The sequence below is a fragment of the Reticulibacter mediterranei genome (genome assembly GCF_016587455.1).
This window is the reverse complement of sequence record NZ_BNJK01000001.1, coordinates 3,129,253-3,154,675: the sequence shown is the minus strand read 5'-3', so window position 1 is coordinate 3,154,675 and position 25,423 is coordinate 3,129,253. Positions and strand designations below refer to the sequence as shown.

At 52.7% G+C, this 25,423-nt stretch carries 19 protein-coding genes; 10 read left to right on the top strand and 9 right to left on the bottom strand.

Annotated features, from left to right (window positions below):
- Positions 1 to 22: 22 nt before the first annotated feature.
- Genes K3T83_RS13365 through K3T83_RS13355 form a run of 3 tightly spaced genes read right to left on the bottom strand, consistent with a single transcriptional unit; the run spans position 23 to position 3,329 of the window.
- Positions 23 to 1,237 (bottom strand): TolB-like translocation protein, encoded by a 1,215-nt coding sequence (locus tag K3T83_RS13365; protein ID WP_220203464.1) that lies wholly within the window; start codon positions 1,235 to 1,237, stop codon positions 23 to 25.
- A gap of 17 nt (positions 1,238 to 1,254) precedes the next feature.
- Positions 1,255 to 2,811 carry an LCP family protein gene (locus K3T83_RS13360; protein ID WP_220203463.1) on the bottom strand — a complete coding sequence of 519 codons (1,557 nt, stop codon included), beginning with the start codon at positions 2,809 to 2,811 and terminating at the stop codon, positions 1,255 to 1,257.
- Complete coding sequence (locus tag K3T83_RS13355; RefSeq protein ID WP_220203462.1) at positions 2,808 to 3,329, bottom strand: hypothetical protein; 522 nt, start codon at positions 3,327 to 3,329, stop codon at positions 2,808 to 2,810. Before K3T83_RS13355 ends, K3T83_RS13360 begins: the two co-directional genes overlap by 4 nt.
- A 437-nt stretch (positions 3,330 to 3,766) precedes the next feature.
- On the opposite strand from K3T83_RS13355, the gene K3T83_RS13350 reads away from it, so the two are divergent.
- A complete protein-coding gene (locus K3T83_RS13350) occupies positions 3,767 to 4,933 on the top strand; it encodes a glycosyltransferase family 4 protein (protein ID WP_220203461.1) in 1,167 nt (388 codons plus the stop codon).
- A 294-nt stretch (positions 4,934 to 5,227) separates the two neighbouring features.
- On the opposite strand, the gene K3T83_RS13345 is transcribed toward K3T83_RS13350, so the two are convergent.
- From K3T83_RS13345 to K3T83_RS13335, 3 genes are all read right to left on the bottom strand, one after another.
- Positions 5,228 to 6,811, bottom strand: a complete 1,584-nt coding sequence (locus K3T83_RS13345; protein WP_220203460.1) for an ArnT family glycosyltransferase — start codon at positions 6,809 to 6,811, stop codon at positions 5,228 to 5,230.
- A gap of 209 nt (positions 6,812 to 7,020) precedes the next feature.
- Complete coding sequence (locus K3T83_RS13340; protein ID WP_220203459.1) at positions 7,021 to 8,976, bottom strand: AAA family ATPase; 1,956 nt, start codon at positions 8,974 to 8,976, stop codon at positions 7,021 to 7,023.
- A gap of 39 nt (positions 8,977 to 9,015) precedes the next feature.
- Complete coding sequence (locus K3T83_RS13335; protein ID WP_220203458.1) at positions 9,016 to 9,672, bottom strand: hypothetical protein; 657 nt, start codon at positions 9,670 to 9,672, stop codon at positions 9,016 to 9,018.
- Positions 9,673 to 10,354: 682 nt separating this feature from the next.
- Between K3T83_RS13335 and K3T83_RS13330 the strand changes: the two genes are divergently transcribed.
- Both K3T83_RS13330 and rsmD read left to right on the top strand, forming a co-directional pair.
- The gene (locus K3T83_RS13330) at positions 10,355 to 11,557 is read left to right on the top strand and encodes a hypothetical protein (RefSeq protein ID WP_220203457.1); all 1,203 of its coding nucleotides are present in this window, start codon (positions 10,355 to 10,357) and stop codon (positions 11,555 to 11,557) included.
- Entirely contained in the window at positions 11,538 to 12,113 is a 576-nt protein-coding gene (rsmD, locus tag K3T83_RS13325; RefSeq protein ID WP_220203456.1) for a 16S rRNA (guanine(966)-N(2))-methyltransferase RsmD, read from the top strand. The genes K3T83_RS13330 and rsmD overlap by 20 nt, the downstream gene beginning before the upstream one ends.
- Positions 12,114 to 12,161: 48 nt before the next feature.
- On the opposite strand, the gene K3T83_RS13320 is transcribed toward rsmD, so the two are convergent.
- On the bottom strand, positions 12,162 to 13,346 hold the full coding sequence (locus K3T83_RS13320) for a sensor histidine kinase (RefSeq protein WP_220203455.1): 1,185 nt from the start codon (positions 13,344 to 13,346) through the stop codon (positions 12,162 to 12,164).
- A 188-nt stretch (positions 13,347 to 13,534) separates the two neighbouring features.
- Here K3T83_RS13320 and K3T83_RS13315 point away from each other — a divergent pair, with 188 nt between their 5' ends.
- On the top strand, positions 13,535 to 13,924 hold the full coding sequence (locus tag K3T83_RS13315; protein ID WP_220203454.1) for a VOC family protein: 390 nt from the start codon (positions 13,535 to 13,537) through the stop codon (positions 13,922 to 13,924).
- Positions 13,921 to 14,406 (top strand): helix-turn-helix domain-containing protein, encoded by a 486-nt coding sequence (locus K3T83_RS13310; RefSeq protein ID WP_220203453.1) that lies wholly within the window; start codon positions 13,921 to 13,923, stop codon positions 14,404 to 14,406. Before K3T83_RS13315 ends, K3T83_RS13310 begins: the two co-directional genes overlap by 4 nt.
- Before the next feature lie 50 nt (positions 14,407 to 14,456).
- Here the strand turns inward: K3T83_RS13310 and K3T83_RS13305 are convergent, their stop codons facing one another.
- Complete coding sequence (locus K3T83_RS13305; RefSeq protein WP_220203452.1) at positions 14,457 to 14,759, bottom strand: type II toxin-antitoxin system Phd/YefM family antitoxin; 303 nt, start codon at positions 14,757 to 14,759, stop codon at positions 14,457 to 14,459.
- Positions 14,760 to 15,237: 478 nt separating this feature from the next.
- Here K3T83_RS13305 and K3T83_RS13300 point away from each other — a divergent pair, with 478 nt between their 5' ends.
- The 4 genes from K3T83_RS13300 (at position 15,238) to K3T83_RS13285 (ending at position 23,305) form a co-directional block, all read left to right on the top strand.
- The gene (locus K3T83_RS13300; RefSeq protein ID WP_220203451.1) at positions 15,238 to 16,647 is read left to right on the top strand and encodes a helix-turn-helix transcriptional regulator; all 1,410 of its coding nucleotides are present in this window, start codon (positions 15,238 to 15,240) and stop codon (positions 16,645 to 16,647) included.
- Between the two features lie 119 nt (positions 16,648 to 16,766).
- Entirely contained in the window at positions 16,767 to 18,050 is a 1,284-nt protein-coding gene (locus K3T83_RS13295; RefSeq protein WP_220203450.1) for a M16 family metallopeptidase, read from the top strand.
- 323 nt (positions 18,051 to 18,373) lie between these two features.
- On the top strand, positions 18,374 to 20,242 hold the full coding sequence (locus K3T83_RS13290; protein ID WP_220203449.1) for a hypothetical protein: 1,869 nt from the start codon (positions 18,374 to 18,376) through the stop codon (positions 20,240 to 20,242).
- Positions 20,243 to 20,575: 333 nt separating this feature from the next.
- Positions 20,576 to 23,305: a hypothetical protein gene (locus K3T83_RS13285; RefSeq protein WP_220203448.1), complete on the top strand. Its 2,730-nt coding sequence runs from the start codon at positions 20,576 to 20,578 to the stop codon at positions 23,303 to 23,305.
- A 266-nt stretch (positions 23,306 to 23,571) separates the two neighbouring features.
- Here K3T83_RS13285 and K3T83_RS13280 read toward each other — a convergent pair whose 3' ends face one another.
- Positions 23,572 to 24,792: a PQQ-dependent sugar dehydrogenase gene (locus tag K3T83_RS13280; RefSeq protein ID WP_220203447.1), complete on the bottom strand. Its 1,221-nt coding sequence runs from the start codon at positions 24,790 to 24,792 to the stop codon at positions 23,572 to 23,574.
- A gap of 193 nt (positions 24,793 to 24,985) precedes the next feature.
- Between K3T83_RS13280 and K3T83_RS13275 the strand changes: the two genes are divergently transcribed.
- A complete protein-coding gene (locus K3T83_RS13275) occupies positions 24,986 to 25,273 on the top strand; it encodes an antibiotic biosynthesis monooxygenase family protein (RefSeq protein ID WP_220203446.1) in 288 nt (95 codons plus the stop codon).
- Positions 25,274 to 25,423 lie beyond the last annotated feature (150 nt).

The following is a 25,423-nucleotide window of genomic DNA, read 5'->3' as shown; positions in this document are numbered from 1 at the left end:
AGGCTAGTATACCATCAACGGGTTATGTAGTCCAGAAAGGACGAGAATCTGCATCCAGTTTTCCCCCTGTATGGGTAAGCTGTTGAGGTGTTCCCGTTTTTTTGTACTGCCCGCTTTTTGCATCTTTTGCCACTGTCACGAGCCAGAGGTCAAACATGTTCTCTGTGTAAGTGTAATAGGCAATTTGCTTGCCATCGGGGGACCAGACCGGTTGACTGATAAACTGGGACGTGAGGATCTGTACAGATTTATTGTATGGCTCCAGTGCCAGCTTTTGCACCGCTGCGTCGTTCGGGTTCTTCGTCACGTCCGTTGTGGGGGGGAACATGATATACAGCCCCATGCTGGTTGCGCTTAAACGGCGCACATACGCAATCGCATCGCCCTGGGGAGACCAGGTGGGCATCATATTGGCCAGATCGTTGCTCTCGGGGGTGAGATCAACGCCGGGATTGAACTCAGCTGCCCCGGCCTTGTAGACGCCCGGATTGTTGACGATGGCGTCGGCATCCTCCAGTTGAATTTGAATAATCTGGTGCTGGCCGGTTGCATCATATTGATAGTGCGTATAGATGAGTTGGTTCGGCTGCCCCGGACGAAAACTGGGGTCGCGATCCCCTCCGTCGCCATAGTGTGCCGTTGCCACTAATTGTGGGGCCGCTTCCAGGTTCTCCAGCGAGATCTGGAAGACCTGTGGATCTAATACAAAGTCATCAATACCGGCCCCTGCCGGGGTATTTAACTTGGCGAGGTCGCTGACAAAGGCCAGCGTCTTGTTGTCGCGCCACGCTGGTTGGGCGTGCCAGTGGTAGCTGCTGTGTGGTGCCAATCCTCCAACATTGGGGATGTATTTGCCATTGCCGGAGAGCAGTCGGGTCGCTTTGCCGCCGCCACTGGGCATGACAAGTAGATCGGCGTAGTTCTTCTGACGCTGCACGAACGCAATCTGTTTGCCATCAGGCGAGACAGCTGGATCACGCACATCCATGTTATTCGTTAATTGTTTGAGTTCGAGTTGGTCATCCAGCACGAAAAGGCTGCGACCAAGTGTCAAATAGATCTTCCCCTTAAAGGCTACCTTGTCTGATACGCCGATCTCTTTCCCACCGACGTTGCCCATCGTCTTGAATTTGTCCCCGTTGTTATTGGTGGTACCTCCAAAGTTCAGACAACCTTGAAGACCCAGGGCAAGTGGCGCTAGCAGCACCAGTGTTTGCCTGCGTGTATATCTTTTCATTGTTCTATTTCCAGCATCTATGTCGTTGCCATAGCGTCAAACGATTCAAACGTCACCATAAACATGAGATTGAGCAGACATTGCACTCCAAACGGATCGCCGTAAGACCGTTTGGAACTGAGCATCGTCATTTGTGCTGGCTGACTCGCCTGTTGCGTCTGAGTGTTCACCGAAGTCTGGTTGGTAACGCCAGTGGTTGGGATGCGTGGTGAGGCGAGGCCAGCCGCGCCTGAAGAGGCTTGCGGAATGCAGGTTGCCTCATTTGCTGCCAGATCAAACATTTTTTGGATAGCTGGAATAATCTTATCACATACTGGCGCGAAGTTTGAAGAATTTTTAATGGATGTTGAATAGGGTGGCGAGAGCACCAGTCGGTCGATCTTGTTAGTATCAATTGTGCGTGCAAAGTTGGCAAGGCTGGCAAGATCAGTTAAGTTCATGCTGGTTTTAACATAGCCATCCAGATCTGTAGCCAGTTCAGGCAACTTGGCGATGATATCAGGCGTCTCTAGCTTGGCTTTCAACTGGTTCAATACCTGCTGCTGGCGCACGGAACGCCCAAAGTCGCCCACCAGATCGGAGTGGCGCGTGCGGACGTACTCTAGCGCTTGCACGCCGTTGAGATGCTGCGGACCAGGTGCGATATAGAGCCGCTTATACCCGAATGCCTGGCCGGTAGTGGCATGTGTTTTGCCGGTAGTGGTGTCTACATCGTCGGGATAGGTATCATCGACCATTGGATGCAGCACATCGACATCGACGCCGCCAGCAGTTTCAATAACTTTGATGAAACCATCCAGGCCGACCCACGCGTACTGATCGATGTGAATGCCGAAATTTTGCTCTATCGTGGCAATTGCGAGGCCAGCTCCATCCGCGACGGGATTATCGCTTTTCTTGCTCCTATAGCCATCGGAGAAGGCGATATCCAGTTTGTCAGCTCCATAGCCGGGGATCGTTACCTGCATATCGCGTGGAATTGAGAGCATGCCGACATACTTCGTGTTGGGGTCAATCGTGACGATAATATCGGTCTGGGCGAGATAGGTACCCTGATCGAACTTTGCGTCGGTATCGCTTCCCAGGAGCAAAATATTGATGCGCTTGCCGCTGAGCACCGGGCCATTGTCGGTATTGCTCGTTTGCATTGTGTTGCTGCCTGCACCTTTGGTGGTTGGCGTGCCAAATTGCGTCGCCTTCTGACCCGTACTTCTGCCAACGATATTGAGATAGGGCATTGCGAAATAGCCGCCAGCTGCGATCATTACGACCAGGCTCGCAACAAGCACTCTGGCCCAGATCGGGAAGCGTTTCTTTTTCTGTGCCTGTTTCCGAACTGCCACGTCATGCATCGATGGTGGCGGACCGTTCAAATAGCCAGAGCGATTGGGCGCTGACATCGGCATCTGCTGTTGCTGGGGCATCATCGGACCGCGCACATACATTGGCTGCTGTGGAGGAGCCATATTGCCCCCTGGTGGCCCGGACATGGGTGTCTGGAATGGCGCTGGTTGCTGAAAAGGCGGTTGCTGCGTGGGCATGCCAGTTCTATAGTTGGTTGGCGGGGACATCATTGGTTGTCCCTGTGGGCCCCGGGGCCGGGTTGCTGCATTGGACCGCCTGGATATTGTTGCGGCTGCGCAAATGGCGAGCGAGCGATAGCTGATTGATGTGGTGAGACGCGCCCGGCCAAAAAATCTTCCGCCTCGTCCCGTTTCATGAAAGGGTCAGTGTAGCGCTCGGAAGGTCGATCTGGCGTGATTGAAGTTTCCTGCTCATCAACATATGCCCAGGACGCGGCGGGTGGCGTATCGTCTTGTATGGCCCAGGATGCGGCAGGAGGGGTGTCCTCTCGTATAGCCCAGGACGCGGCAGGCGGCTCTTGCTGTTTTGTTGGTGCCTGTGGCCCTGGCCCGGAGGTGGGTGATGGGTAGTTGGAGAGCAGCCCTGTTTTTTTCTTATTGGGGAGATACGGCTCTGTCGGTGGCGTCGCTTCGCGAGACTGGGCAGGCGCTCCCGAAGATTGCTCTCCTGGCGTTGTGAAACCGTTCTGGCCCCGAGAAGGTTGAAATTGCACAAATTGACGTTTCACCGTATATTTACCTGCTTCCTATAGGTTAATTTTTCTAAAAATTCTTATCACCTTTCACCACGCCCTCTTGCCTTATTTCTCCTATTCCACCCCTTACAGCTTTAGGGCCTGCCACTCTTCCACGCGTTCGTGCATATGTTCGACACATGTATTTGTGCTTAGCGCAAAATAACTATGTTGTATGTTCGTTTAGTATAACGGATGGTCCAATGAAAGTTCACGAATCTAGCTTGTGCGCTGGCCTGTGTAGGACATTTGGTACATCTTGACAAGTCTTCCTTAACCATTTTTGTGAGATATCTGGTATACCACGACCACTCTCCCCTTAACCACTTTTTAGCCTATGTTTTACAACGCCCTAAAGACACCTTAATTGTCCACTAACTACAACGTGCTACTTTTATTTTCAGGTACAAAGCTATAACTGGTGGTGAATCATGCGCATTGCAATTGTCACTGAAAACTTTTTGCCGAAACTGGATGGCGTGACTCGTACACTGGCACGATTGCTTGAGCATCTACAGGCGAGCGGGCATCAGGCGCTACTACTTGGCCCTGATTGTGGTATGGATACCTATGCTGGTGCAGCGGTCGTTGGAACGGCCGGGCTGCCCCTCCCATTCTATCCTGAGCTAAAGTTTAACTTCTTTCGTCCATTGTTCCTGCGCCGCCTGAACGAGTTTCAGCCCGATATTGTGCATATCGTCGATCCTGTCGTGCTGGGTGCAACCGGGCTGGCGGTTGCACGGCTCTTGAACAAACCAATTGTCTCTTCGTATCATACCAATCTTGCGGCCTACTGTGGTCATCTCGGTATGCCCTTTCTGACGAAGCCTACATGGTCCTATACTCGCTTTCTACACAACCAATGCGCCCTGACGTTTTGCCCCTCTCCTTCTACTGCGGCGGCCTTACAGTCACGTGGCTTTGAGCGCCTGCGTATCTGGCCGCGCGGCATCGATACCTCTCTGTTCCAGCCTGCATGCAGAAGTCAAGAGCTGCGAGCATCCTGGCTGGTGGGACGTAGCGATCCAGAGCGCAAGACGGTGCTGCTCTATGTCGGTCGTGTGTCCTGGGAGAAAAATCTGCGCCTGCTCATTCAGGCCTATCGTGCAATGGATCATGAGAGCTGCCATCTCGTGATTGTTGGCGATGGACCCGCCCACGCTGAAGTTGAGCAAGAACTGGCAGATGTTCCGGTGACGTTTACCGGCTACCTGAGTGGCGAAGCTCTCGCAGTTGCCTATGCCTCAGCGGACCTGTTCGCTTTTCCCTCCTATACTGAGACGTTCGGGCAGGTGGTATTAGAGGCGATGGCCTCAGCACTGCCCGTTGTTGGCCTGTTGGCAGAGGGCGTCTGTGATCTGGTAGTACATGAGCAAACAGGCCTGCTACTGGATACACGCTCACTCAGCGAAGAGGAGCAGACGATTGCCTATCGCGATCAACTGACCCGACTGATCGAGGATGAGCCATTGCGCCTCCGTATGGGACAGGCGGCCTTGCAAGAAGCTGAGCGGCATTCCTGGTACGAGGCGATGGAGCGTCTGATACAGGGGTATCATGAGATACTCTCCACAACCTCAACGTTAGTAGCTGCATAATGATGCAATATAGCAATCGAGGTCTCGCCAGTCGTAGTCGAGCGATTGATCGCGGGGGAATCACACAACAAACGTCCCGCGATCAATCGCTCGACTACGACTGGTGAAAATCTCGCTATACATCATGCATCAGGAATGTTTATCCTCTTCCTGACGGGACTGAATGAAGGACAGGATTAGCGATCCTACCAGCACACAGACCAGGACTATCTCCATTGTGCTGAACGTTTTCCTCTTCTGCATATAGTCATCTCCTGACTGGTTTCAATAAGACGCAATTCAATTCAACTAATATCATACCTTGATCCACAACTCTTTGCCATTGCCATAGTTGTGTGCGAGGCGAAAATGTTGCGTGACCCAGGTGTAGAAAGCTGGAAGCTTATTGATCCGTCCCGTGTAGAAGAGAACGGCCTGTACTCGGGATTGCCCGGCTCCTTTAATCAACTGGTTGGCGGTGACGGAACCGGCATTGATGCGTACAGATGATGTATCCACCAGATCGGGAGGCGTGTTGCGTTCTGCCAGTGCTGCGATAAACTGAGCATCTGTTACCACCATCTGATCCGCGGTCGTGACGTTCTGGAGATCGCGCGCGACGTTCTGATTGGTTGCATCAAGGCCCGCGCCGGTCATACGCACCTGATAGAGATGAGTGCGCGACGCTTGCAAGTCTGGGCCTGCAATAACCAGGATGAGCAGCAGAGCCAGAGCGGTCATGCCGTTCGTGAGCGTCAGTAGATGTTGCCGGTTGAGTGCCAGTTTGCCAGGAAGTGGCGCGATGCCCATGACGGCGAGTAGTGCCAGTGGTGGAATGAGTGCGACCAGGTGATGTGGGAAGAGCGGAGCCTGACGCAGCAGAACGAACAGGGTGACAAATAGCCAGGCAAGCAACGGCAATATGCGCCAGTCGCGCCGCAGGAGAGCCGCGATGGTGCCATAGAGGGCCGCAACGCCAGTGATAGAGAACAGCACGGGACGAAGCATATTGAGATTGTATCTCTGTGGCAACAGCAGGGCGAGGCCAGATTGTTGTGTTGATTTAGATTGCGCATCCGCGACATTGTGCAGCGCTACCATTCCCTGCCACAACTCATGGGACGAGCCAAGAAAGGGCAGAAAGATGAGCAATGTCGCTATCAGAAAGGCAACCACACCTGCGATGAGGGAGCGGCTACGTGCGAGGCGAGATTGACCGGTTGTGCCGGGTTGACGAAGAACGCGCCAGAGATGAGCCGCTAACAGGAGTCCGACCGGCACAATTGTAGAGACGACCAGCAGCTTGCTAAAAAGAGCCAGAGCAAGCGTAACGGCGCAGAGGATGGCTGTACAGAGGCCAAGCAGTCCATCAGGTTTTTCCCACCAGAGATAGGCCAGACCAACCGAAAGCAGCGAGAGCGCAACCGAAGAGGCGTCGGCCTGCAATATTTGTGATTCTGCCAGATACAGCGGGTCAACCGCCAGCAAGAGCAGCGCTGCCAGAGCGCCAACGCGTCCGGCCAGAACACGCCCTGCGATATACGCCCCCAATAGTCCCGCCAGTGAGAGCAGCACCACGCCGAAGCGAGCCGCCCAGAGTGTTTGCCCGAAGAGGACATAGGTTGGGAAAATAGAGAGGACGAACATGGGCGGTTGCGCGTAAAATGTTGCGGAGTAGAGAGGATGACTGGCACTCAGCGCGCGCAATGTTTGCCAGTAGACCCCCTCGTCGTAGCTATCGCGGTCGAAGGGCAGTCCCAGATCTCGCAAACGCAGCCACAGGCTGAGGCCGACAAACGCCAGCGCCAGCAGGAGGGTGAGCAGAGATTGCCAGCCAGTTCCCTGTCTGGTCGCAAGGTCTGGTTGTTGATTATCTTTTACTACTGCACTTGTTGCCATAAATTCTTATCTCTTATCAGGAATTCTTCTTTCATAATCTCATTTGCTCAATTCGCAGAAGAATGATGCCGCCATCACGATAACAGAAACCCACCCAATATTCAAGTTTTGGCAACAAAGGTCATCACATGATAGCATACAGAGGGGCATGGTGAAAGCTATTTCTGCTCACCATGCCCCTCTTGTCTGATCGGGCAACACCAGCTCTGCTACAGGTACGGATTATCTCCGGTAGCCTGCGGTGGCTCGTTGTCATGCTCCATAAGCGGAGAGTTCGTGCCTTCAACGCTATTCAACGGGCTACTATCCACGCGAGGAGCGGGAAGAGCGCCCTTGCCGTTGTTATGGCCGTTGACAAGAGCGTGGCCGTTGCTGCCATTCCCGTTGCGTCCAGCTTCTAACAGCGGCTCAAACTCGCTGATAACGCGTCTGGCAACGCGGCGGGCGTCGCCCTCATCGATCAGTTGTTTGATCTCCTCTGCTACCAGCTCGTTGCGTTCAATGAGCGCTTCAGCTACGGCGATTACGGCCTCGCTATGGTCGCGGAAGAGTTGTTTGACCGCCTCAAACTGAGACTGGAGCAACTTCTCCGTTCGCTCTGCCACGCCGGGTAAGGCAAAGGGATTGCCGCCAGTCAGCGGATTAGTATTGCTGAATGCCAGGGCGGAGGTAAATGTTCCGTCCATGCCGAATGCAGTGATATAGAGAGTCGCTTCGCGGGTGGCCGAGGCAAAATCTCCGGTGACGCCGCTGAGATTGACATCCAGGAAGAGTTCTTCAGCCGCACGCGAGGCCATAGAGATCTGAATATCTGCCAGAATGTCTTGCTTGTTATGTGTGATGATGGTCTCTTTGGGACGCTGATGGGCGAAAGCTGCCGCCCCTGCCACGTCGCCGCGCATATGCAAGGTGACATACGCGGGGAAGTAGCGATCCATCAAGTAGTAGGAGGCAACGGTATGTCCTGCTTCGTGATATGCAAGGCGGCGGCGCTCAACGGGCGTTAGCTCGCTTTCCTGCCGCAGTCCGTATTCTTCAACATCCTGTGCCTCTGTGATGTCTTTGTATGTAATCGTCTCGCGGTCGTCAAAGTGGGCGATAATCACAGCTTCATTGATCACGTGTTTAATGCGGACCGGTGTGTACTCGACCAGACGTTGTGAGATGGCAGCTATCGAGATATTGGGATCGTGTTTGACCTTATCCAGATAGTATTGGACGACTTCGGGGCGATACTTATCGGTTGGAGGAGCGACATGAATTTTGCGGTCAAAACGACCGGGACGCAGAAGCGCCGTATCGAGCGTCTCAGGAATATTGGTCGCGCCAATGGTTAGCACTGGATGGGTTTGAGCGCGCCCATGATAGAGGCCGAGCAGACGGAGTAGCTTTTTGAACCAGCCTGTATCAATGTTTGGCGGGTCCAATTGCATCAACAGTTCGTTGAGGCCGCCAGTGCCGTTGCCCATGCCACCCATCATGCCGCCCATGCCCATGCCCATTGTCGCGCCCGCAGCACGAGAGGCACCAATGGCGTCTAGCTCGTCCATGAAGACAATACAGCCGCCATATTCGCGTGCAAAGCGGCGAGCTTTATTATAGACATTTTTAATCGCCAGCACGTCCATGCCCATGAAGATACCGCGCAGGCTGGCCGCACTGATATAGCCAAAGGGTACGCCAGCCTCGGTGCTGATACATTGGGCCAGATAGCTTTTACCAGTTCCTGGAGGGCCAGAAAGGAGCAGGCCGCGCACAGGCTTGCCGCCCATCTTCTCAAACTCTTTGACGCCTGTGACCAGGGATACGATGCGTCGGGCAGCTTCCAGCACTTCCGGGTTGCCCTTGTAGTCGTCAAAGTTGACACCGGTTTCTCCTGGTAGCACCCAGTACATGCGGGGGCGTCCCATGAGAAAGAACCACATAAAAAACTGCACGCCGACAAAGATCAACGCGAAGCTAATCTGGAGGATGACCTGGAAAAGGACGCTGGGAGTGGGTGGGCGTAGCTGGGGTACCATGTATACAATGCTGTACCAGATCACTATCGCCAATATCACCAGTAAGAACCAGCGCGTACGCGCAAAACGTCCGAACTGGTCCAGGCCCAGGTCTATAGATTTATCGAGATCATTCGGCTTTTTTTTCGTCTCTTCGTTTGCCACGACTTGTGTTCCTTCCGTCTATGGGAGGGGTGTTTCCCTTTACTGCTGCTGCTGCTGTACGGCTTTACGGGCAGTTACGACTTCGATACCGAAGATTTCTTCGCTTCCCTGGACGGTAATAAAATGGAAGATAATGTTGGCACTTGTTGGAGCCGTTGCGTTGTCCGCTAACTCGACTTCAACAAAACTATCTTCAGTTGTATCTTCCTGGGTAGTGGTCCCTACGACGTGGACCGCCTTCCATACGCGCCCATCGGTCTGGCTGAACTGCTGGATGAGCTGAGTCGAGTCTGGCGGCTGAGATACATTTCCTTCAAGCTTTGCCAGCGTAGTGGCGTTGCCATCACGCACAGCATACAACCACGTTTTTATCTGCCCTTCGGCACCTATAGTGCGCAATCCAGTGTCGATAGGATCATTGCCTATCCCGAATGGCGTGACCCCTGTTGCTACATAATTAGTAAGCGCGATACTTGCCAGCAGGAGCAGTAGCGCTCCCAGAGAGAGCAGCTTGTGACCCTTGACGAACTGAATAAGATAGTAAATGAGCTTCAAGGGCGGTCGAAGAATAGCCTTGATGACTCTTCCTGAGCGAGGTTTTCCTGATCCGGCAAGTACCGTCGAATCGACGATTTTCCTTTCGGGGGTTGCCGAGACCGGTGCTGGTGGTGGTTGAGTTGGCGAAGGACTAATCATATGTTCTCTCTTCTCAACTTTCTCGGACCTGAGCGGTGGTTCCTGGTGAGTAATTTAATTGTACACTCTAAAAACGGATTACGATGTATGCATCTATCTAGAGCGGGATGCGTTTATGCATCGGGCATAATGCGTGAAAAGAATCTGGATTTTCCCTTTTAGTACCATACACCACCCTGCTCTTTTTGACAAGGGGAGATGAACTATAGGTACACCTTACTTCTGGAGTACGTCTTTTCCCTGTTCACCTCCTATTAATTAAAGATGTGGTGAGAGAGCGGGTAAAAGATACTTGTAAAACGAAAAAAGCTGTTGATCCGGTTCAAATAACTCCTATTTTCTCTACGTAGCAACGTTACTTTCCTGCAAAGACGCTTTTGATAACCGGATTGGGGGGGAGCGGCAGGAATACTTTTACATTATGCAGGTGCCACGCCATCGGTCGGGCAAGAGGGAGAGAGCAGGCTCGTGAAAGAAGATAACCTTTTTGCTATAATGTACGTACGTACACAGGCTACATCATGGCATGCGCACTTGTTTTATCTCTACTTATCATTATTTGTGTCGGGGCGCGATATATAAACCCGTCAGTTCTTGAAGAGAAAAAACTCTTAATCGGGCCTGTCAATCGTGCCTCGCTGGGAAGCAGCCCGAAGATAAAACCGATAGTAGGAGAAGATTTATGGATGATATTTCGCGGAAGCAACTCGAAGAGGAAGGGCTGCGTGGCGGTGGCGAGGATAGCAGGTATATCAAATATCGGCACGCCCTGCAACTGAATGCTGGTGGGCATACCCACACGCTCGAAGTGGAGGTTCCCGTCGTGATAGGGACGAATGATGAGACACGCGCGCAATTGCTTCGTGAAGCTGAGGTGGGTATGAGCCAGCTTGCCGACCAGATTCGCCGTCGCTTCTCGTCGGGCGCTCAACGTGAGATAGGCACACAGCACGCACAACAACCATCCGTGCCCGTGCCGAACGCGCCCACCAAGCCAATTAGCCGTCCTGCTGCGGCCCCGGCCCCCCAGACTACCGCGCAATCGGTACAACCTGTGCAATCGTCAGCGATGCGCTCACCTGAACGGCCAACGTCTGCGAAAAAAGAGGTGGTTGTTCCCCCGACGCGTCCAAGCGTGGGAGCGAGTATGCCAGGGGCGACTCTTTCAACGAACAACGTAGATGAGGTTGTTTCGATAGCCGATTTTGTAAAGTATATCAAAGAGAACTTCAATTTGCTGCCAAATCAGGCAATGAGCCTATTGGGAGTGAAAACGCTCTCCGGCCTTAATCTGCGCGACGAACTGCGACGCTTGCAAACCCTGGTCGCCCAGCCCTCAACTCCAACTGCGGAGACGCCCAATGCTGCTGAAGATAATGCAAAACCTGCGCGCAACGAGCCACCAACCAATAATTCCTCATCTCATCCTAAAAAAGCTGAGCCGCTTGATGAGCTGGCAGAAGAGCGCATGACGGTGCGTGAGGAACGACCGGTCTATATTTTTGATGAAGAGGTTGGACCGGATGATGAAGACGAGGTGGATGATGAGTTGGAAGACCTGGAGGACGAGGAAAGTGGGCTGAGTCCGGCAATGCAGAGTATGGCTGAAGATATCCTGAAAAAATTGCGCGAGTTGCGTGGCGCTACAACCGTCAGTCCCAGTCGCATCCAGGTGTTGAACAACGTGGTGGTCTCGCAGATTGGCAATGAACACTTGCAGGAGTTGATCGATGGCGTGTGGGGAGTGACCTCGCCCCGGAAACTCAAGGTAGATCAGGTTGAGGAGTTGATTTCCTGGGCAAAAACGGAGGATGATTTTGTGACGCAGGTGGACGCCCTGCTAGTTTTGATTGAGGAGGAACGTTATGCGCGTGGTAACAGGTGAAGCGAAAGGGCGTCGGCTGAAAGCTCCTAAAACTTCCGGGACTCGCCCCATCATTGATCGTGTGAAAACGGCACTTTTTGATATTCTCGCCGATGAGGTGGAGGACGTGCGTTTTCTTGATCTATTTGGTGGCGTGGGCAGCGTGGGCATTGAAGCGTTGAGCCGGGGCGCGGCGCACGCTACATTTATCGAGATGAATCATAAGGTGCTCAAGATTCTGCGCGAAAATTTGCAGATTACCGGGCTGGCAGATCGGGCTGAGACGCTACACGCTGATGCCTTTAAATTTCTGCAAAATTACGCCGCTCCCGCTAGCACACGAGCCGCCTATGATATCGTGTATGTCGCGCCTCCTCAGTATCAGGAGATGGGCGCGCGCACCCTCACGCTGCTAGATAGCTCCCCGCTGGTAGCCGACAACGGTCTGGTGATTGTACAGATCCATCCGAAAGAGCGCGCCGGCGTTGCAGCTGTCCCTTGCCAACGTTTGACATTAACTGATGAGCGCCGCTATGGTAGCACACTACTCATGTTTTATCGCTCGCAAATGTCGTAATCGCGCGATTTATCGCGCATTCTCGCACATGCGCGATAAATCGCGCGATTACGACATTTGCGAGGATTCACTGTATTGTTGGGTAAGGCTCATCACATTTGAGGCGTGAGGAAGCGTGAAAGAGCAGCAGCAACCCTCACCGGGAATGCCTGTGCTTTCAATCCAGATGCGCCCTTCCATCACTTCTACCAGATGTTTACTGATGTACAACCCCAGTCCTGTGCCGCGTATGGGACTGGCCAGGTCGCGTTGCAGGCGCACAAATTGCCCGAAGAGCAACGGAATTTCGCCTGGAGGGATGCCCGGCCCCTGATCCTGTATCCAGACGCGCACCGCCTCGCCTTGATATGGTTCGGCCCCAACTATAATCAGCGTATCTGGGTTGGTGTATTTAAAGGCGTTTGAGAAAAGATTATGCAAGATGTGGCGCAGGCATTGAGCGTTAGCCCGAACGTTGAGCGATTCAGAACAGTTGATATGGACCCGCGCCGTATGTTCTACATCGCGAAAGCCTGCCAGCGCCTCACAGATCGTTTGTAATAGCGGCGTGGGTTCCAGTGTGAGCTGCCCCTTATCGTTGCCAATGGCCATTGTATCCAATACATTGCTCACCAACAGGCGCAATTGTTCACAATTGTACAACGCCTTCTCAATAAATCCTCCATGTCTGGCCCTGTTCAGCGATCCGTTTTCTTGGATACAGTAATGAAGCAGTTCGAGATAACCGTAGATAGCCGTGAGCGGGGTGCGTAACTCATGATTCACATTCAAAATAAACTGATTTTTAAGCTGGTTGAGCTCTCGCTGCTGTTCGTTGGCGATACGCATCTGCCGCTCGCCCTGCTCCGCCTTTTGTCGGGCAGCTGCTTCCTCGTCGTGTAGATGGCGCAAAGAGACCAGGACGCTCCCCTCAAGAAATAGTACACAGGTAATGAGTAGCGTTGAGCTGGTTTGCTGGGGCGTCCACGCGGCTCCATGTAGAAATATGAGATGATAGAGCACTTCGAGGGTAATATAGCCAAAGAAGTTGCAACAGGCTCCCCATTTTGTGAACAACCATGAAGCCAGGCCCATTGAGAGCGTCAGGATGACTCCATTGCCAGCGGTCGGCAACGAGGGCAAGAAATAGATTACCATACAACAGGGGAAGCAAAACAGACAAAGGCTAAGTCGTATGGCGAATGGGAGCGAGAGCAGCTGGCGCGGCCAGGGCCATGTAATCAAATCACACATATCTTTTACCTCCCTTTCCGCAAAAAAATGATAGGTTGTAAGGCAAGCATACGCCGTTATTTTATTTGTTTGAATACTTAAATATTTTATCACTGCTTCCAAACTGTGTGTTGAGTTTCGCCCATCGCAGCCCTGCGCTATAATTGATGAAGAGTAAAGATGAAGTGTCATAGGGGAGAGATTTATCCATGTCGATACAATTGCACAAACCTGAATATATTGTTGTCTATGTGAGCGACATGCAGCGCTCGGTAGCTTTTTATCGTGATGTGTTGGGGCTGGCACTCAAGTTCACGACGCCGGGATGGAGCGAGTTTGAGACGGGATCGGTGAAGCTGGCTCTGCATCGTGGCAGCGAAGAACGCTTGCCAGAGCAGGGTGGCAGGCCGCCAGCCGGAGTTTCGCATCTGGCCTTTGTGGTGGAAAATATCCAGGCGGTCTATGAAGATTTGCAGGCCAGGGGCGCTCGCTTCTCGCTGCCACCACAAAAACAGGTAACGGGCAATACGCTGGCAGTTCTGCATGATCCCGATGGTTTTGGAATTACGATTCAAGAGCGGCAGGAGGGAAGAGCATGATCAACAAACCCGGAGGAGCTGGACGTTTCGCCTTTATGGATGCTGGTGAAACGGCCAGGCGTCTCGGTATAGACCGTCTTACATTAGACAATTGGGTACGCGAGGGGCGCATCAAAACGCGTCGAGGAGCCGGGCGCGATGTCTTTTTTCGCACCGCCGATGTCGAGGCGCTCTATCAAGAGTTGTACCCGGCTTCGGAGGTGGCAGAAGCTATCGCTGCCGATGAGCAAGAGAGCGCGGGCGAGGCAAACCAGAAGGGACCAGTGCGCAAGAAACAAGATCCACAGATGCGCGTCTATCTGCGTCTGCAAGCAGATGCCAAGTGGTACGATATCTCTGAAGAGGAGATTCGCGTCTGGTTCCAGCAACTGGCCCCCGATGGCTACGAGCGCAACAAGCGCAACGCACAACATTCCATCAAAAAGCTCCAATATTTAGTGAGCTTAATCGAGGAAGCGCAGGAGAAGCAGGGGAAAGCATAGTTATTGTGTTGGTGGGCATACAAACTGTTATGCCCACCCAGGAAAATTGCTCACTCAAGCTGTTTTTTGACATCTTCCCAGGGTACAACTTTTCCCTCTTCAATATCCTGCATCTCTCTACGTAAGGATTCCATCGTATCCTCATCAGATAAAATCTTCAACGTTTCAATGATCGATTCCAGGTTTTCGTGAACCTCCTGTTGTTTCATCTCGATCAATGCTTGCTCTAGAAGATCAGCCACCCATAGATTGATCGCCCAGTGGCGTAGATAGACAAAGTCAAGTGTCTGCTTTTGTCGATGCAATACTCCTAAGATATCTGCCCATTGGCGCTTAGAAGTGCAGTCTCCCATTTTGTACCAATCCAGTTTATTGAGAATAATATCCTCAGGTGAAGAAATGTAAAAAGGACGTGTACCATTACCCAGGCTAGAGCGCTTGCGTAATTTCTTGACTGTTTAACGCTTCCAACCACCTGTCTTTTATTACTATTATTTTTCCTGAGAAAGATTACCCTTTCGATCCTGCGTCATCATCGGCGTTGGCTTGCTTGTTGTTCAAACAGGCTATACTGAGGAACTATTACATCTACCTCATTCAATCAACCCTTTCTTGATTGAATGATTTTTCAAACATGTGAGGCTAGACCTGTTACATAAGAATTGTAGAGTTATCCATTCTTCCTATTTGCATTGTATATATAAACCTGCTTATAATAATATTACGACATGAAGATACACAATGATGTGTGCTTGTAATTTCCAAGAAGGAATCTTTGTAAAAATTTGTCTATTCAGCTAATAGCGGGAACAACGTGGTAAAGAGGAAAACATGAGCGGAAAACCTGTTCACCCCCTGCGCGCATTGCGCGACCGCTTCAACCTGACTCAGAAGCGCCTGGCGGAAGAGGCAGGAGTAGGAGCGCAGACAATTTTACGTGCCGAACACAACAAACCCATCAATGCTGAATCAAGACGTCTCCTCTGTGAGTATTTTGGTATGCGCTCGGAAGAGCTTGGTCTGGTTGTAGATGAGAAGACCCCGGAAAAGAAATCGTTATCTCACGGCAATCACGTAGCATTTGAACAATTGCCAGGGCTATCCGAAGCAATTGCTCAAGGTATTGTCCTGGCAGTGCAAGAACTAGAGGGCCAGCATATGGATAAGTCTCGGCGGAATTTTTTGCAGGTGTTAGGTCTTGCCAGCACAGCGATGACCGCGCCTTCATCGCCTGCACAGATCTCGATGTCTCATGACGTTCCCGTTTCGCCGCTCTGGGAACGGCTCACAAGAACATTGGTATCCTCATCACCTATTGACGAGGAGACATTACTCCAGGTAGAGGCATCGACCCGCGATTGCTGGCGCGTCCTCCCCAATGTCTTAGGTTCCTTCTCAAGAAACCTGCTTCAACACACTCAGCGGCAGCTGGAGGTTGTCACTGACCTGTTGGAAAGCGCTCCACCACAGGCAACGCGAACGCGGCTGGCAGCAGTGGCAGGAGAATTTGCCCAGGTTGTGGGTGAGATTCTTTTTGATCTGAAAGAGAATGAGCAGGCGGAGAAATATTACAATGTGGCAATCGCGGCGGCAGAGGTTGCCCAGGACAACGTGATGCGTGCCGTTGCATTGGGGCGTAAGAGCTTCGTGCCCATTTATGAACATAATTCACAGAGCGCCCTTCCCCTCTTACAAGAGGCCCATCTGTTGACCGCTCATAATGCTCCAATGGTTATGCGAGCCTGGCTCTCGGCTATCGAGGCGGAGGCACTGGCCAACATGTATGATGAAACGGCGTGTCGTGAGGCGCTGGATCGCAGCGAACGCTTCCTCGCGGTGGCCCAGCCTGCGGAGGTGCCTCTCCCTCGCTTCAACTATTCAACGCTGCTCGGCTACAAGGGCGTTTGTGCCCTGCGTCTCAAGCAGCCGGAATGTGCTCAGGTCGTTCTTAACGAGAGCCTGAAGATTATGGAGCCACATCGACTGCGTCACAAAGCCATTGTTCTCGTTGATCTCGCAACCTCCTATGTTTTACAACGGGAGATTGAAGAGGCGTGTCGTTGTGCCAGCCAGTCGCTGCTGTTGATCGCCGAATTGAAATCGTCACGAGTCTTTCAGCGCGTTATGAGTTTGCGCGCGCAGCTGGAACCCTGGCAAACAACGGCTGTGGTGAAGCGACTCGACGAGCAGATCGCGGTTACTCGTCCCTTCGTTGCCCTGGCAGGAACGCTTCCATCATAAGGCGTGCGGTGGTGTGGAGATGAGGACCATGTTTGATGGAACGCCATGAGAAGCATTGTGATATACTGACGATGTTTCCCATTTGCGTCTCATTCCTGTTAGAAAGGAAAATCTTATAGATGAGTGATCAACAGAGCTTACCGCCAAACTATTTCTACCATCAATTGCCTAACGGTATTGAGATAATTGGACAGTCTATGCCCAGTCTTAGCTCGATTACCTTTGGCCTGCAATTAGATGCAGCTGTGGTTCACGAGCCAGAGGATAAAGAAGGGCTGGCACACCTGTTCGAGTATATGTTGTTTCAAGGTACCAAACAAAAAGATGCGCGTGCACTCAACGAAGCTTTCGAGACGCTGGGAGCGCGGAAAGGGGCCAGCACCGGCCTCGAAACTGCGCAGGTGTGGGCGCAAATTGTGCATACCCGCTTTGATCGTACCCTCGACCTGGTCCATGAGTTGCTGCTGACTCCCACCTTTCCACGTGACGAGCTGGAGCAGATGCGCAATATCATTTTGCAGGAGATTCGTCGTCGTGATGACGAGCCGATGAGCCGCATTTTTGAACTGGTGCGCGCCAATTTCTATCGCAGTACCTCGCTGGGCCGCTTGATGCTTGGTACCAATGAAAGCGTTCGCTCGCTTCAGCGCAAAGATCTGCAAGAGTTCTGGCGAGCGCGCTACCAGCCCAATAATGTCCTCTTCTCTATCGCTGGCAAATTTGATTGGGATCACGTCGTAGAAAAAATGCAGGCGCTTTTCGGCAACTGGGAGGGGCAGGCGGCTCCTTCGGCAAAGCAAGAGCCTCACCCTGAAAATACCGTTGTGTTGGAGCACCAGGAGGGCAAGCAGGAGCATATCGGGATGATGTTCCCCTTCCCCAACTATACCGATCCCGATTACTATGCGGCGATGGTGATCAGTGAAGTGCTGGGCGGCAATATGGCCTCGCGCCTCTTTGTGGAAGTTCGTGAGAAGCGCGGTCTGGTCTATGGCGTCTCGGCCAGCATGGGAGGCAACAAGCATCTCGGTGCGATGCGCATTTACGCTGGCACTACTCCCGAACAGGGGCGCGAGTGTCTGGAGGTTATCGTCAACGAACTGCGCAAGCTTGAGCAGGATGGCATTACTACTGATGAATTAGAACGGGCGAAAGTACAGTTGAAGAGTGAGAACGTCATGCGTAGCGAGGGATCAGGTGCGCGTATGGGAGCCATTGCTCGCTCCTGGTGGTACGAGCGCAAGATCCGCACTGTGCAGGATGTGAAAGAGGGAATCGATTCAGTAACACAAGAGCAGGTTTTGAACGTCCTGCGCCGCTTTTCTCCTCTACAGCCTCTCACCATCGCCGCTATCGGACCTCTGACCCGTGATGAACTGGTTGGCGATACATTACCGTTTTAAGGAAGTTCAGTTTGTCTGTTCATAATGATCGAGAAGAGCATCCATTGCGCGGTGGTGGATGCTCTTCTTTTGGTTGAGAAAAAGATACGTTAGTAAGTAATTTGGTATACCAAAGTGCATAGTATCGCCCCACTCCTTCGATTATTATGGTATAATGCGGGAAGATGAGATTGTACCTTGTTGTTTTATATCCTTTTTTTGAGAGAACATCGGGTATTTCATCTACCCTCGAATGTCTTATATAATTTGCCCTGGATGCTAAACAGGATTTATGACCCCTCATTACTCTGTTTATCATTTTCTCACCACAGGGGGGAATGCATATGAGTACAATGATCGAATGCAAATTTTGTCATATTCTTTTACCAGGGGATTCTCGCTATTGTTATATGTGTGGAAATGCGGTGGCGGGAGCGATTACTTCAGAACACCGTTTAGAATCAGGAGTGAAATCAGCAGCAGAATCATCAATAGCGAAGAAGCAGGAACAGCTTTCTGAAGAGCATATCTTGACCAGTATCTCCTCTCGTAACGCTTTAACGGATGTGTACCAGGCGCAGAGTACCCTCCCGGTGACTGATCCCCATGCCACTATCTTTGATGCCGATCTTCCTGTTCGAGAGCAAGAAGAGTCCTCTCTCTCTCGTGCTAGCGCGCCCGCTTCGCTGCCCATCACCGGCGAGGTCGTGCTGAGTGCGGAACTGGAGAGCAGCGAAGCGCTGTCCCCTGCGAAGGAAGCGATCATGGAAGGTGTGGGGGAAGCAACAGTTGCAGAGCAGGGAGTAGTGCAAGCTGAGGCGACGGTGGTTCGTCCAACGGAACAACCCGCAAATGAGCACCCACAGCCGTTATTTGCTGAGGACAGCCCGATTGAGGGCGAGAAAACGGTACTACAGGATACACCGTTTTTTGAGGATAATGATCCGGCAAATGCAACTACGGACCCGTGCATGCCAGTTGTCGCTCCTCGTATCCAAAATCCATATGTGGAGCCGGTGTATAACTACGAGGTACCTGCTGGCTATATCATGCCTTCATCTATCTCGGTAGCACCGGCAACAGCCCGGCGCGCATCCCGTTCGAGGGCTGTTATGGCAGCAAGCACAGTGCTTGTCTTGCTGGCAGCCGTGACCGGGCTGATCGTTGCAGGTTGGGTGCGTACGCATGCCGAGACGCCTGTTCCCATGCTCAGTGTTTCAGGCAGTGCCTCGGCTGGTAGCACTCTAATCATTCATGGCAGTCATTTTATACCCAACGGGACTGTCTCTATTCTCGTAGATAATGCGTCTTTGGCTTCGGGCAATTCAGGCATACAAGCGAAGATTCAGATGGCCGCTCTGGGAATGATGCAGTTGCAATCCTCTACAGCCAGCGCCGCAACTGTTGTGCGCAGCGATGGCACCTTTGAGAAGTCATTCGTGGTTCCCAAGAGCTGGCAACCTGGCAGCAGCCATACGATCCGAGCGAGCGAAAGTGGACCCGATGGGAATACAGTCAATGCGCAACTTCTGGTAAAAGTTGATGATATGGTGCATACACCCCAGCAGACGCCTGTGCCTGGAGTCAACCCGAAGACAACGGTAATCCCGGTATCTACAGTTATTCCAGTTGTTCCCACCTATCCAGGACCGCCGGTGCAGCCTACTCCTGTGCCCAAAAAGACGCCAACGCCGAAACCGGTGAAGACACCGACACCCAAACCAACGCCGAAACCGACGAAAGCGCCGACAGCGACACCAACGCCAGTGCCAACGGTGACACCAACTCCGGTGCCGACGCAAGCACCAACACCGACACCAGTGCCACCAACGCCAACACCAGTGCCGACGCAAGCACCAACACCGACACCAGTGCCACCAACGCCAACACCGGTGCCACCAACACCAACACCAACACCAATTCCAGTGGAACCGACGCCAACGCCGACGCCGGTTCCACCAACGCCGACGCCAGTGCCACCAACGCCAACACCGACGCCGGTTCCACCAACGCCAACCCCAACTCCGGTTCCACCAACCCCAACGCCGATTCATAGAGGAAAGCCAACGCCAATAGCGGCACCAACTGATACTCCAACACCGGTGACGACAGGTTCGCTGCCACCGGTGCCACCAGTGCCACCAGTGCCCACTGTAACATCCACATCCACTCCCACATCACTATCCAGACCCACCCGCATTCCAGGATTGTAGAAGCGCTAGCTGTATTGTAAGCTGCATTTCTCAACGACATTCAATTTTTGGCATGACCTGAAAATGCCTGCTTTCTGCTGTGTATTTCTTATTCCTCCGATATATACTGATACAAGAGAAGCGCGTGCCACTACATATCCTCAATCGGGAGCATAGTTCAGGAGAGATAGCTTACAATCGATTTATGCACTGAGAAACTGTAGAAAAAATATGCAGAATATGATAGTATGTGTACCGGTTAATACATTCGTAGAATAATTGTGACAGGATGGAACGTTTACCCAATATCCTTGTAGAATCTGTTGTATGGAGAAGAAGGCTGAAGGGTAACAAATGGAATTAATTCGTTGTCGCTTCTGTGACGCATACTTACCCGATCATGCACGCTTTTGTGGATATTGCGGCAACGCTGTTGGCGATGGATCTGCGCCAACGGTGAATACGCCGGTGCCTCCGGGTAATCCTTTTCGGCAGGAGGATGGTGGGAACCCACAGAATTACGCACCTTATCCAGCGAATAGCATACCTATACCACAATATCCGACCTATCCCCCTCGTCCAACCCCCATATCAGGAATGCCGCCCTATCCCTCCAGTCCGTTGTATGGGACTGTCCCGCCAAACTATCTGGCAGACTCAACTCAGGCGGCGAATCATCCCTCCCATCCCTTCAATTCGTTTAATAACACACCACCTCCAGATATCGTGACATCTGGCAAACAATTGGATGGTCCGCCTGAGCCATTTTTGCCATATAGTGGAGAGGATGATATTGCCAACTGGCCCTATCCAGTCAGCAGTAATGAGGCGAACGACTATCCCACAGCGCAACTGCGCCGCAAGAAAGAGGAGGACAGTGGTTTCTCCCCTATCCCGTTTCCAGCATTTGGGAAGACCCCTTATCCAGGGACGACTCCAGTTGTTCAAGGGACGCCACAACCGTTGAATATGCCCGGTGTGCAGGGGACGCCTTCCCCCCCGACGATACCAGGCGTTCAGGGAACACCACATCCGGTTCCCTTCCAGCATCACCTCGGAAGCCATCCACAAAGCGCGTTTCATGGTTTTATGAAGACCATGCGGCAAAGTCGGACCGCCGTTTTGAAGCCGAAGCTGCATAAGCAGCCATATCATCATCTGGTCAAGCCGCTTGCTTATGTTGCTGTTTCGGTTGCAGTTGTCGCGGGGCTGGGTACATTGCTGTTCACTCATGCCAACTCATCGGCGCGACCACCACAGGCTCAGCAGGCACAAATCTCTATTACCACCTCGGGAGGAACTGGGCCAGGAGCCACGATCAATGTACATGGCGACCACTTTATCAAGGGTGGAACAATCGGTTTCACCGTGAATAACCGATCTGTTCCTGCTACTGATATGCATCAGGCGGCTAAGGAGAGCACTGCACAGGTTAGCATAGCTTTGCTTGCAGGTTTTTTGGAACAGAGCAATCAGGTGGATCAGTCGGAACCGGTTGTGCAGAGCGACGGTACATTTGATGCCTCTCTCTCCATTCCGCAGGATCTCCATCCCGATGCCAATAATCAATATATCATTAACGCCACTGAAATAAATACCAGCCTGTCGATATCGGTCTCAGTGGATGTGAAGGTTGCGCCAACGCCAGTGCCGACGCCAAAGCCTGCCCCTACCAGGAAGCCACCACCACCGCCACCGGTAGCGTATGCAACGCCTCAGCCAGCGCAACCAACGCCAGTGCCGACGCAAGCACCAACACCAGTGCCGACACATCCACCAACGCCGACGCCGAAGCCGACGCAGGCACCAACCCCGACGCCGTCGCCAACACCCAGCCCAACGCCAGCTCCACCTTTATGTAAGATTGCCAAGTTGCCGCCGTTGAGCTTTACAATGCAGCAGGGCGATCCCGACCCTGCGCCGCAAACAATAACGCTGGTCAATTATTGTACGACGACGCAAATCGTAAGTGCATCTGTGTCGCCGTCTTCCGCGACCTGGACGAGGGTTAGCCCTGGCAGACAATCATTCGCTCCCCAGACTTCGCACAGTTTTTCAGTTGCTGTATCAGGAAATGGACTGAAGGCTGGCAAGTATAGTTCGCGAGTGGTGATAGCGGATGGATCAGATACAACAACTGTAAATGTAACGCTTACCATTACTCCAATTATTGTGCCATGTAGCTTTACTCTGTCGCCGAGTTCGCTGACTTTCAGCATGTTGACAAATCACACGCCGCCCGCGCAGAGCGTTACTGTCGTGCCGTCTGGCAACTGTGGCCCTAATGATGCGGCGACCGTCACGGCTTCCGTGAACGATGAGCAGTCGTGGCTTGGCGCGACTCCACAATCGGTAATGCTGGGTAAGGGGAGACAATCTATTACTGTATCCATTATCGACGATAGCCTGTCAGCTGGCAATCATACAGGCACGGTCACGGTTAGTATGGGGAATACCTCCAAGTCTGTTGCGGTGACGGATACAGTAACACAACCTGTGACGGTTTCTCCAACGGTTGTTCCCTGTTCATTTACGGTGGTGCCGGGGAGCTTGAGGTTCACGCTTTATAGTGGATCTGTTTCGTCGTCGTCTACAACCTCTGGGGGCGTGTCAATGGGAACATTTAATCCCGTCGAAGGTGGTTCGTCTGCGCAAAGCAGCCTGACTGTGACGCCGAGCAATTGCACTGTGAACGATGTCGCGCCAGTCTCAACCAGTGGTGAAGGATGGTTGGGAGTGAGTACAAAGAGCGTGCCATTAGGGGGCAGTGCTCAGAGTGTAGGGGTGACTGTCTGCTCCTGTGGGCTGGCAGTTGGCACCTATAAAGCGACGGTCTATGTGGGGAAACAGGGGGTGCCCGTCACGCTAGCTGTAGTGAATCCTCCCGTGACGCCAACGCCAACCCCGACGCCAACCGCCGCGCCACCAACCCCGACGCCAACACCCGTGCCGCCAACAGCGACGCCAACGCCAAAACCCAGGCCAACAGCGACGCCGGTTCCACCAACAGCGACGCCCAAACCAACAGAAGCACCGATAGAGACACCAACGCCAAAGCCGACGAGGACGCCGAGGCCAGGATAAAATCCGGTGTTATGTTGCGCTTGTAATCTCAATATGTTGTAGTCGAGCGATAATGAAATGGAACAACCAAAATCGGAAACCTCCGTGTACGGCAGGGGCGACGGCTTGTCCTCGCCCGGCTCCCCAGGCGCATCGGGAGGGTCACAGGGCGAGGACAAGCCGTCGCCCCTGCCGTACACGAGTTCCCCTCGTTGCCGATCTCGGTTGTTAAAAATCTTTATCGCGATAGAGCGAATCGCGATAAATCGCTCGACTACGTCATTGCGTTATTTTTGGTAGGTGATGCGGTAGATCATGCCTGCCTCGTCGTCGCTTACATAGAGAGCTGCATCTGGTCCCACCGCCAGCCCCACCGGTCTTCCTGAGCGGTTGTCTCCGCTTTTCAGCCAGCCAGTCGCGAAGTCCTGAACCGAGCCTGCGACCTGGCCCTGGTCATTCAGTGGCACAAAGACCACTTTGTAGCCGGTGGGGACACTGCGGTTCCAGGAGCCATGAAAGGCAACAAAGACGCCATTATATTGCTCTGGAAACTGCGAGGCACCATGAGTGGCTTTCGAGTAAAAGGCAAGGCCAAGCGGTGCGGAATGGGCCTGCATCTTCACCAATGGCTTGATGACGCCGTTGCAATCGCCGGGATGCCCAAGATCGGGATCGACGATGTCTCCTGCCTGGCAGCGGGGCCAGCCATAGTTGCCACCATCTTGTAGCGCATAGAGGGTTTCGGGTGGAATGTTATCTCCCAGCAGGTCGCGCCCATTGTTTGTAACCCAGATCTGGTGGTCCCAGGGATTGATCGCCATGCCAACGGCGTTGCGCAACCCTTTGGCATAGAGGCGTCCATTGCTGCCATCGAGATGATACATCCAGACCGTTGCGCGCTGAGGGTCTGACTCAACGCAATTGTTGCAGGTAGAGCCAATAGAGACGTAGAGATTGCCATCGGGGCCAACCAGAACAGTGCGAGTAACGTGGTTGCCATCGGTCGGCAGGTGAGGGACGATCACCTGTCTGCTCGTCACCTTCAGATCGGCGCTGATCGTAAAACGACTGACGCGCGAGGCTTCACCGACGTAGAGCGCACCTTGATAGAAGACGAGGCTGGTTGGCGCATCCAGGCCATTGACAACGACCACGCGTTGAGTTGCCCTGCCTGTGTGCTGCGGATCGGGAAGTGCGATGATGCTATTCGCGCCGCGTTCGGCCACAAAGAGCGTACCATCGGGACTGAACGTAATAAAGCGAGGGCTGTTCAAACTGGGATAGAAGATATCGGCATGAAAACCGGGAGGTAACTTGAGCGCTGTTTCACCAGCAGAGCCAGCGACGTAGTGCGAGCCGGTCACGAGCGAGCGAATTGCGGTGCGCTGGCTGTAGAGTACGCCAGCGGCAACGAGCAATAGCACCAGGACAACTCCCAGCGCGACTCGCCAGCCGCGTTTTCGTTGCGGTTTTGGCGAGGCCGGTATATTTTGTTCAGCTTTTTCCATTGTTCTGCCCGGTACTCCTTTTTGTCTATACAGATAGATCCAGTTAGTTATTATAATCACCCTCTGTGTATCCGTCTACTGGCGTTGTCCAGGAGTACCAATCATGTATAAATGCTCTCCAAACTGTTTTCCTATGTGCTATTCTGTGTGAGGCAAGCCTGATAGAAAGTTAACTGGAAAGGAAAGAATAGATATGTTTATCGCGGTCAATAATATTGCCGGACCAGGGGGGAATGAAAAAATGCTTGAGGGCTTCAAGCGTGCCGCACCCTCGATGAAGCAGTTTAAGGGATTTCTTGGTTTGGAGATCTGGACGGCACCTGATGGCTCGATGCAGGCTATTTCACGCTGGACCTCGAAAGAGGCGCTGGATGAATATCTCAACAATGCCCTTTTCCGCAGCCATCACGGTTCTGCTTCCAGTGAGCCGCAGAATACTCATGCTCAAATATCGTACTATAACGCCGAAGTGTTAGAGTAGTCTGGTCGTAGTCGAGCGATTGATCGCAGGGAGTTTGCCTTGTGATTCTTCCGCGATCAATCGCTCGACTACGACACGAGGGGATTAGCGCTCTGTTTCTATAATTGTTCCTGATCTTTCCTTGTGCCGATAAAAAGTAGAAAGTCGTAA

Coding starts and splice junctions, on each gene's coding strand:
- K3T83_RS13365 (WP_220203464.1), bottom strand. CDS start 1,237: ATGAAAAGATATACACGCAGGCAAACACTGGTGCTGCTAGCGCCACTT.
- K3T83_RS13360 (WP_220203463.1), bottom strand. CDS start 2,811: ATGATGTCCCCGCCAACCAACTATAGAACTGGCATGCCCACGCAGCAA.
- K3T83_RS13350 (WP_220203461.1), top strand. CDS start 3,767: ATGCGCATTGCAATTGTCACTGAAAACTTTTTGCCGAAACTGGATGGC.
- K3T83_RS13345 (WP_220203460.1), bottom strand. CDS start 6,811: ATGGCAACAAGTGCAGTAGTAAAAGATAATCAACAACCAGACCTTGCG.
- K3T83_RS13335 (WP_220203458.1), bottom strand. CDS start 9,672: ATGATTAGTCCTTCGCCAACTCAACCACCACCAGCACCGGTCTCGGCA.
- K3T83_RS13330 (WP_220203457.1), top strand. CDS start 10,355: ATGGATGATATTTCGCGGAAGCAACTCGAAGAGGAAGGGCTGCGTGGC.
- rsmD (WP_220203456.1), top strand. CDS start 11,538: ATGCGCGTGGTAACAGGTGAAGCGAAAGGGCGTCGGCTGAAAGCTCCT.
- K3T83_RS13320 (WP_220203455.1), bottom strand. CDS start 13,346: ATGTGTGATTTGATTACATGGCCCTGGCCGCGCCAGCTGCTCTCGCTC.
- K3T83_RS13315 (WP_220203454.1), top strand. CDS start 13,535: ATGTCGATACAATTGCACAAACCTGAATATATTGTTGTCTATGTGAGC.
- K3T83_RS13310 (WP_220203453.1), top strand. CDS start 13,921: ATGATCAACAAACCCGGAGGAGCTGGACGTTTCGCCTTTATGGATGCT.
- K3T83_RS13305 (WP_220203452.1), bottom strand. CDS start 14,759: ATGGGAGACTGCACTTCTAAGCGCCAATGGGCAGATATCTTAGGAGTA.
- K3T83_RS13300 (WP_220203451.1), top strand. CDS start 15,238: ATGAGCGGAAAACCTGTTCACCCCCTGCGCGCATTGCGCGACCGCTTC.
- K3T83_RS13295 (WP_220203450.1), top strand. CDS start 16,767: ATGAGTGATCAACAGAGCTTACCGCCAAACTATTTCTACCATCAATTG.
- K3T83_RS13290 (WP_220203449.1), top strand. CDS start 18,374: ATGAGTACAATGATCGAATGCAAATTTTGTCATATTCTTTTACCAGGG.
- K3T83_RS13285 (WP_220203448.1), top strand. CDS start 20,576: ATGGAATTAATTCGTTGTCGCTTCTGTGACGCATACTTACCCGATCAT.
- K3T83_RS13280 (WP_220203447.1), bottom strand. CDS start 24,792: ATGGAAAAAGCTGAACAAAATATACCGGCCTCGCCAAAACCGCAACGA.
- K3T83_RS13275 (WP_220203446.1), top strand. CDS start 24,986: ATGTTTATCGCGGTCAATAATATTGCCGGACCAGGGGGGAATGAAAAA.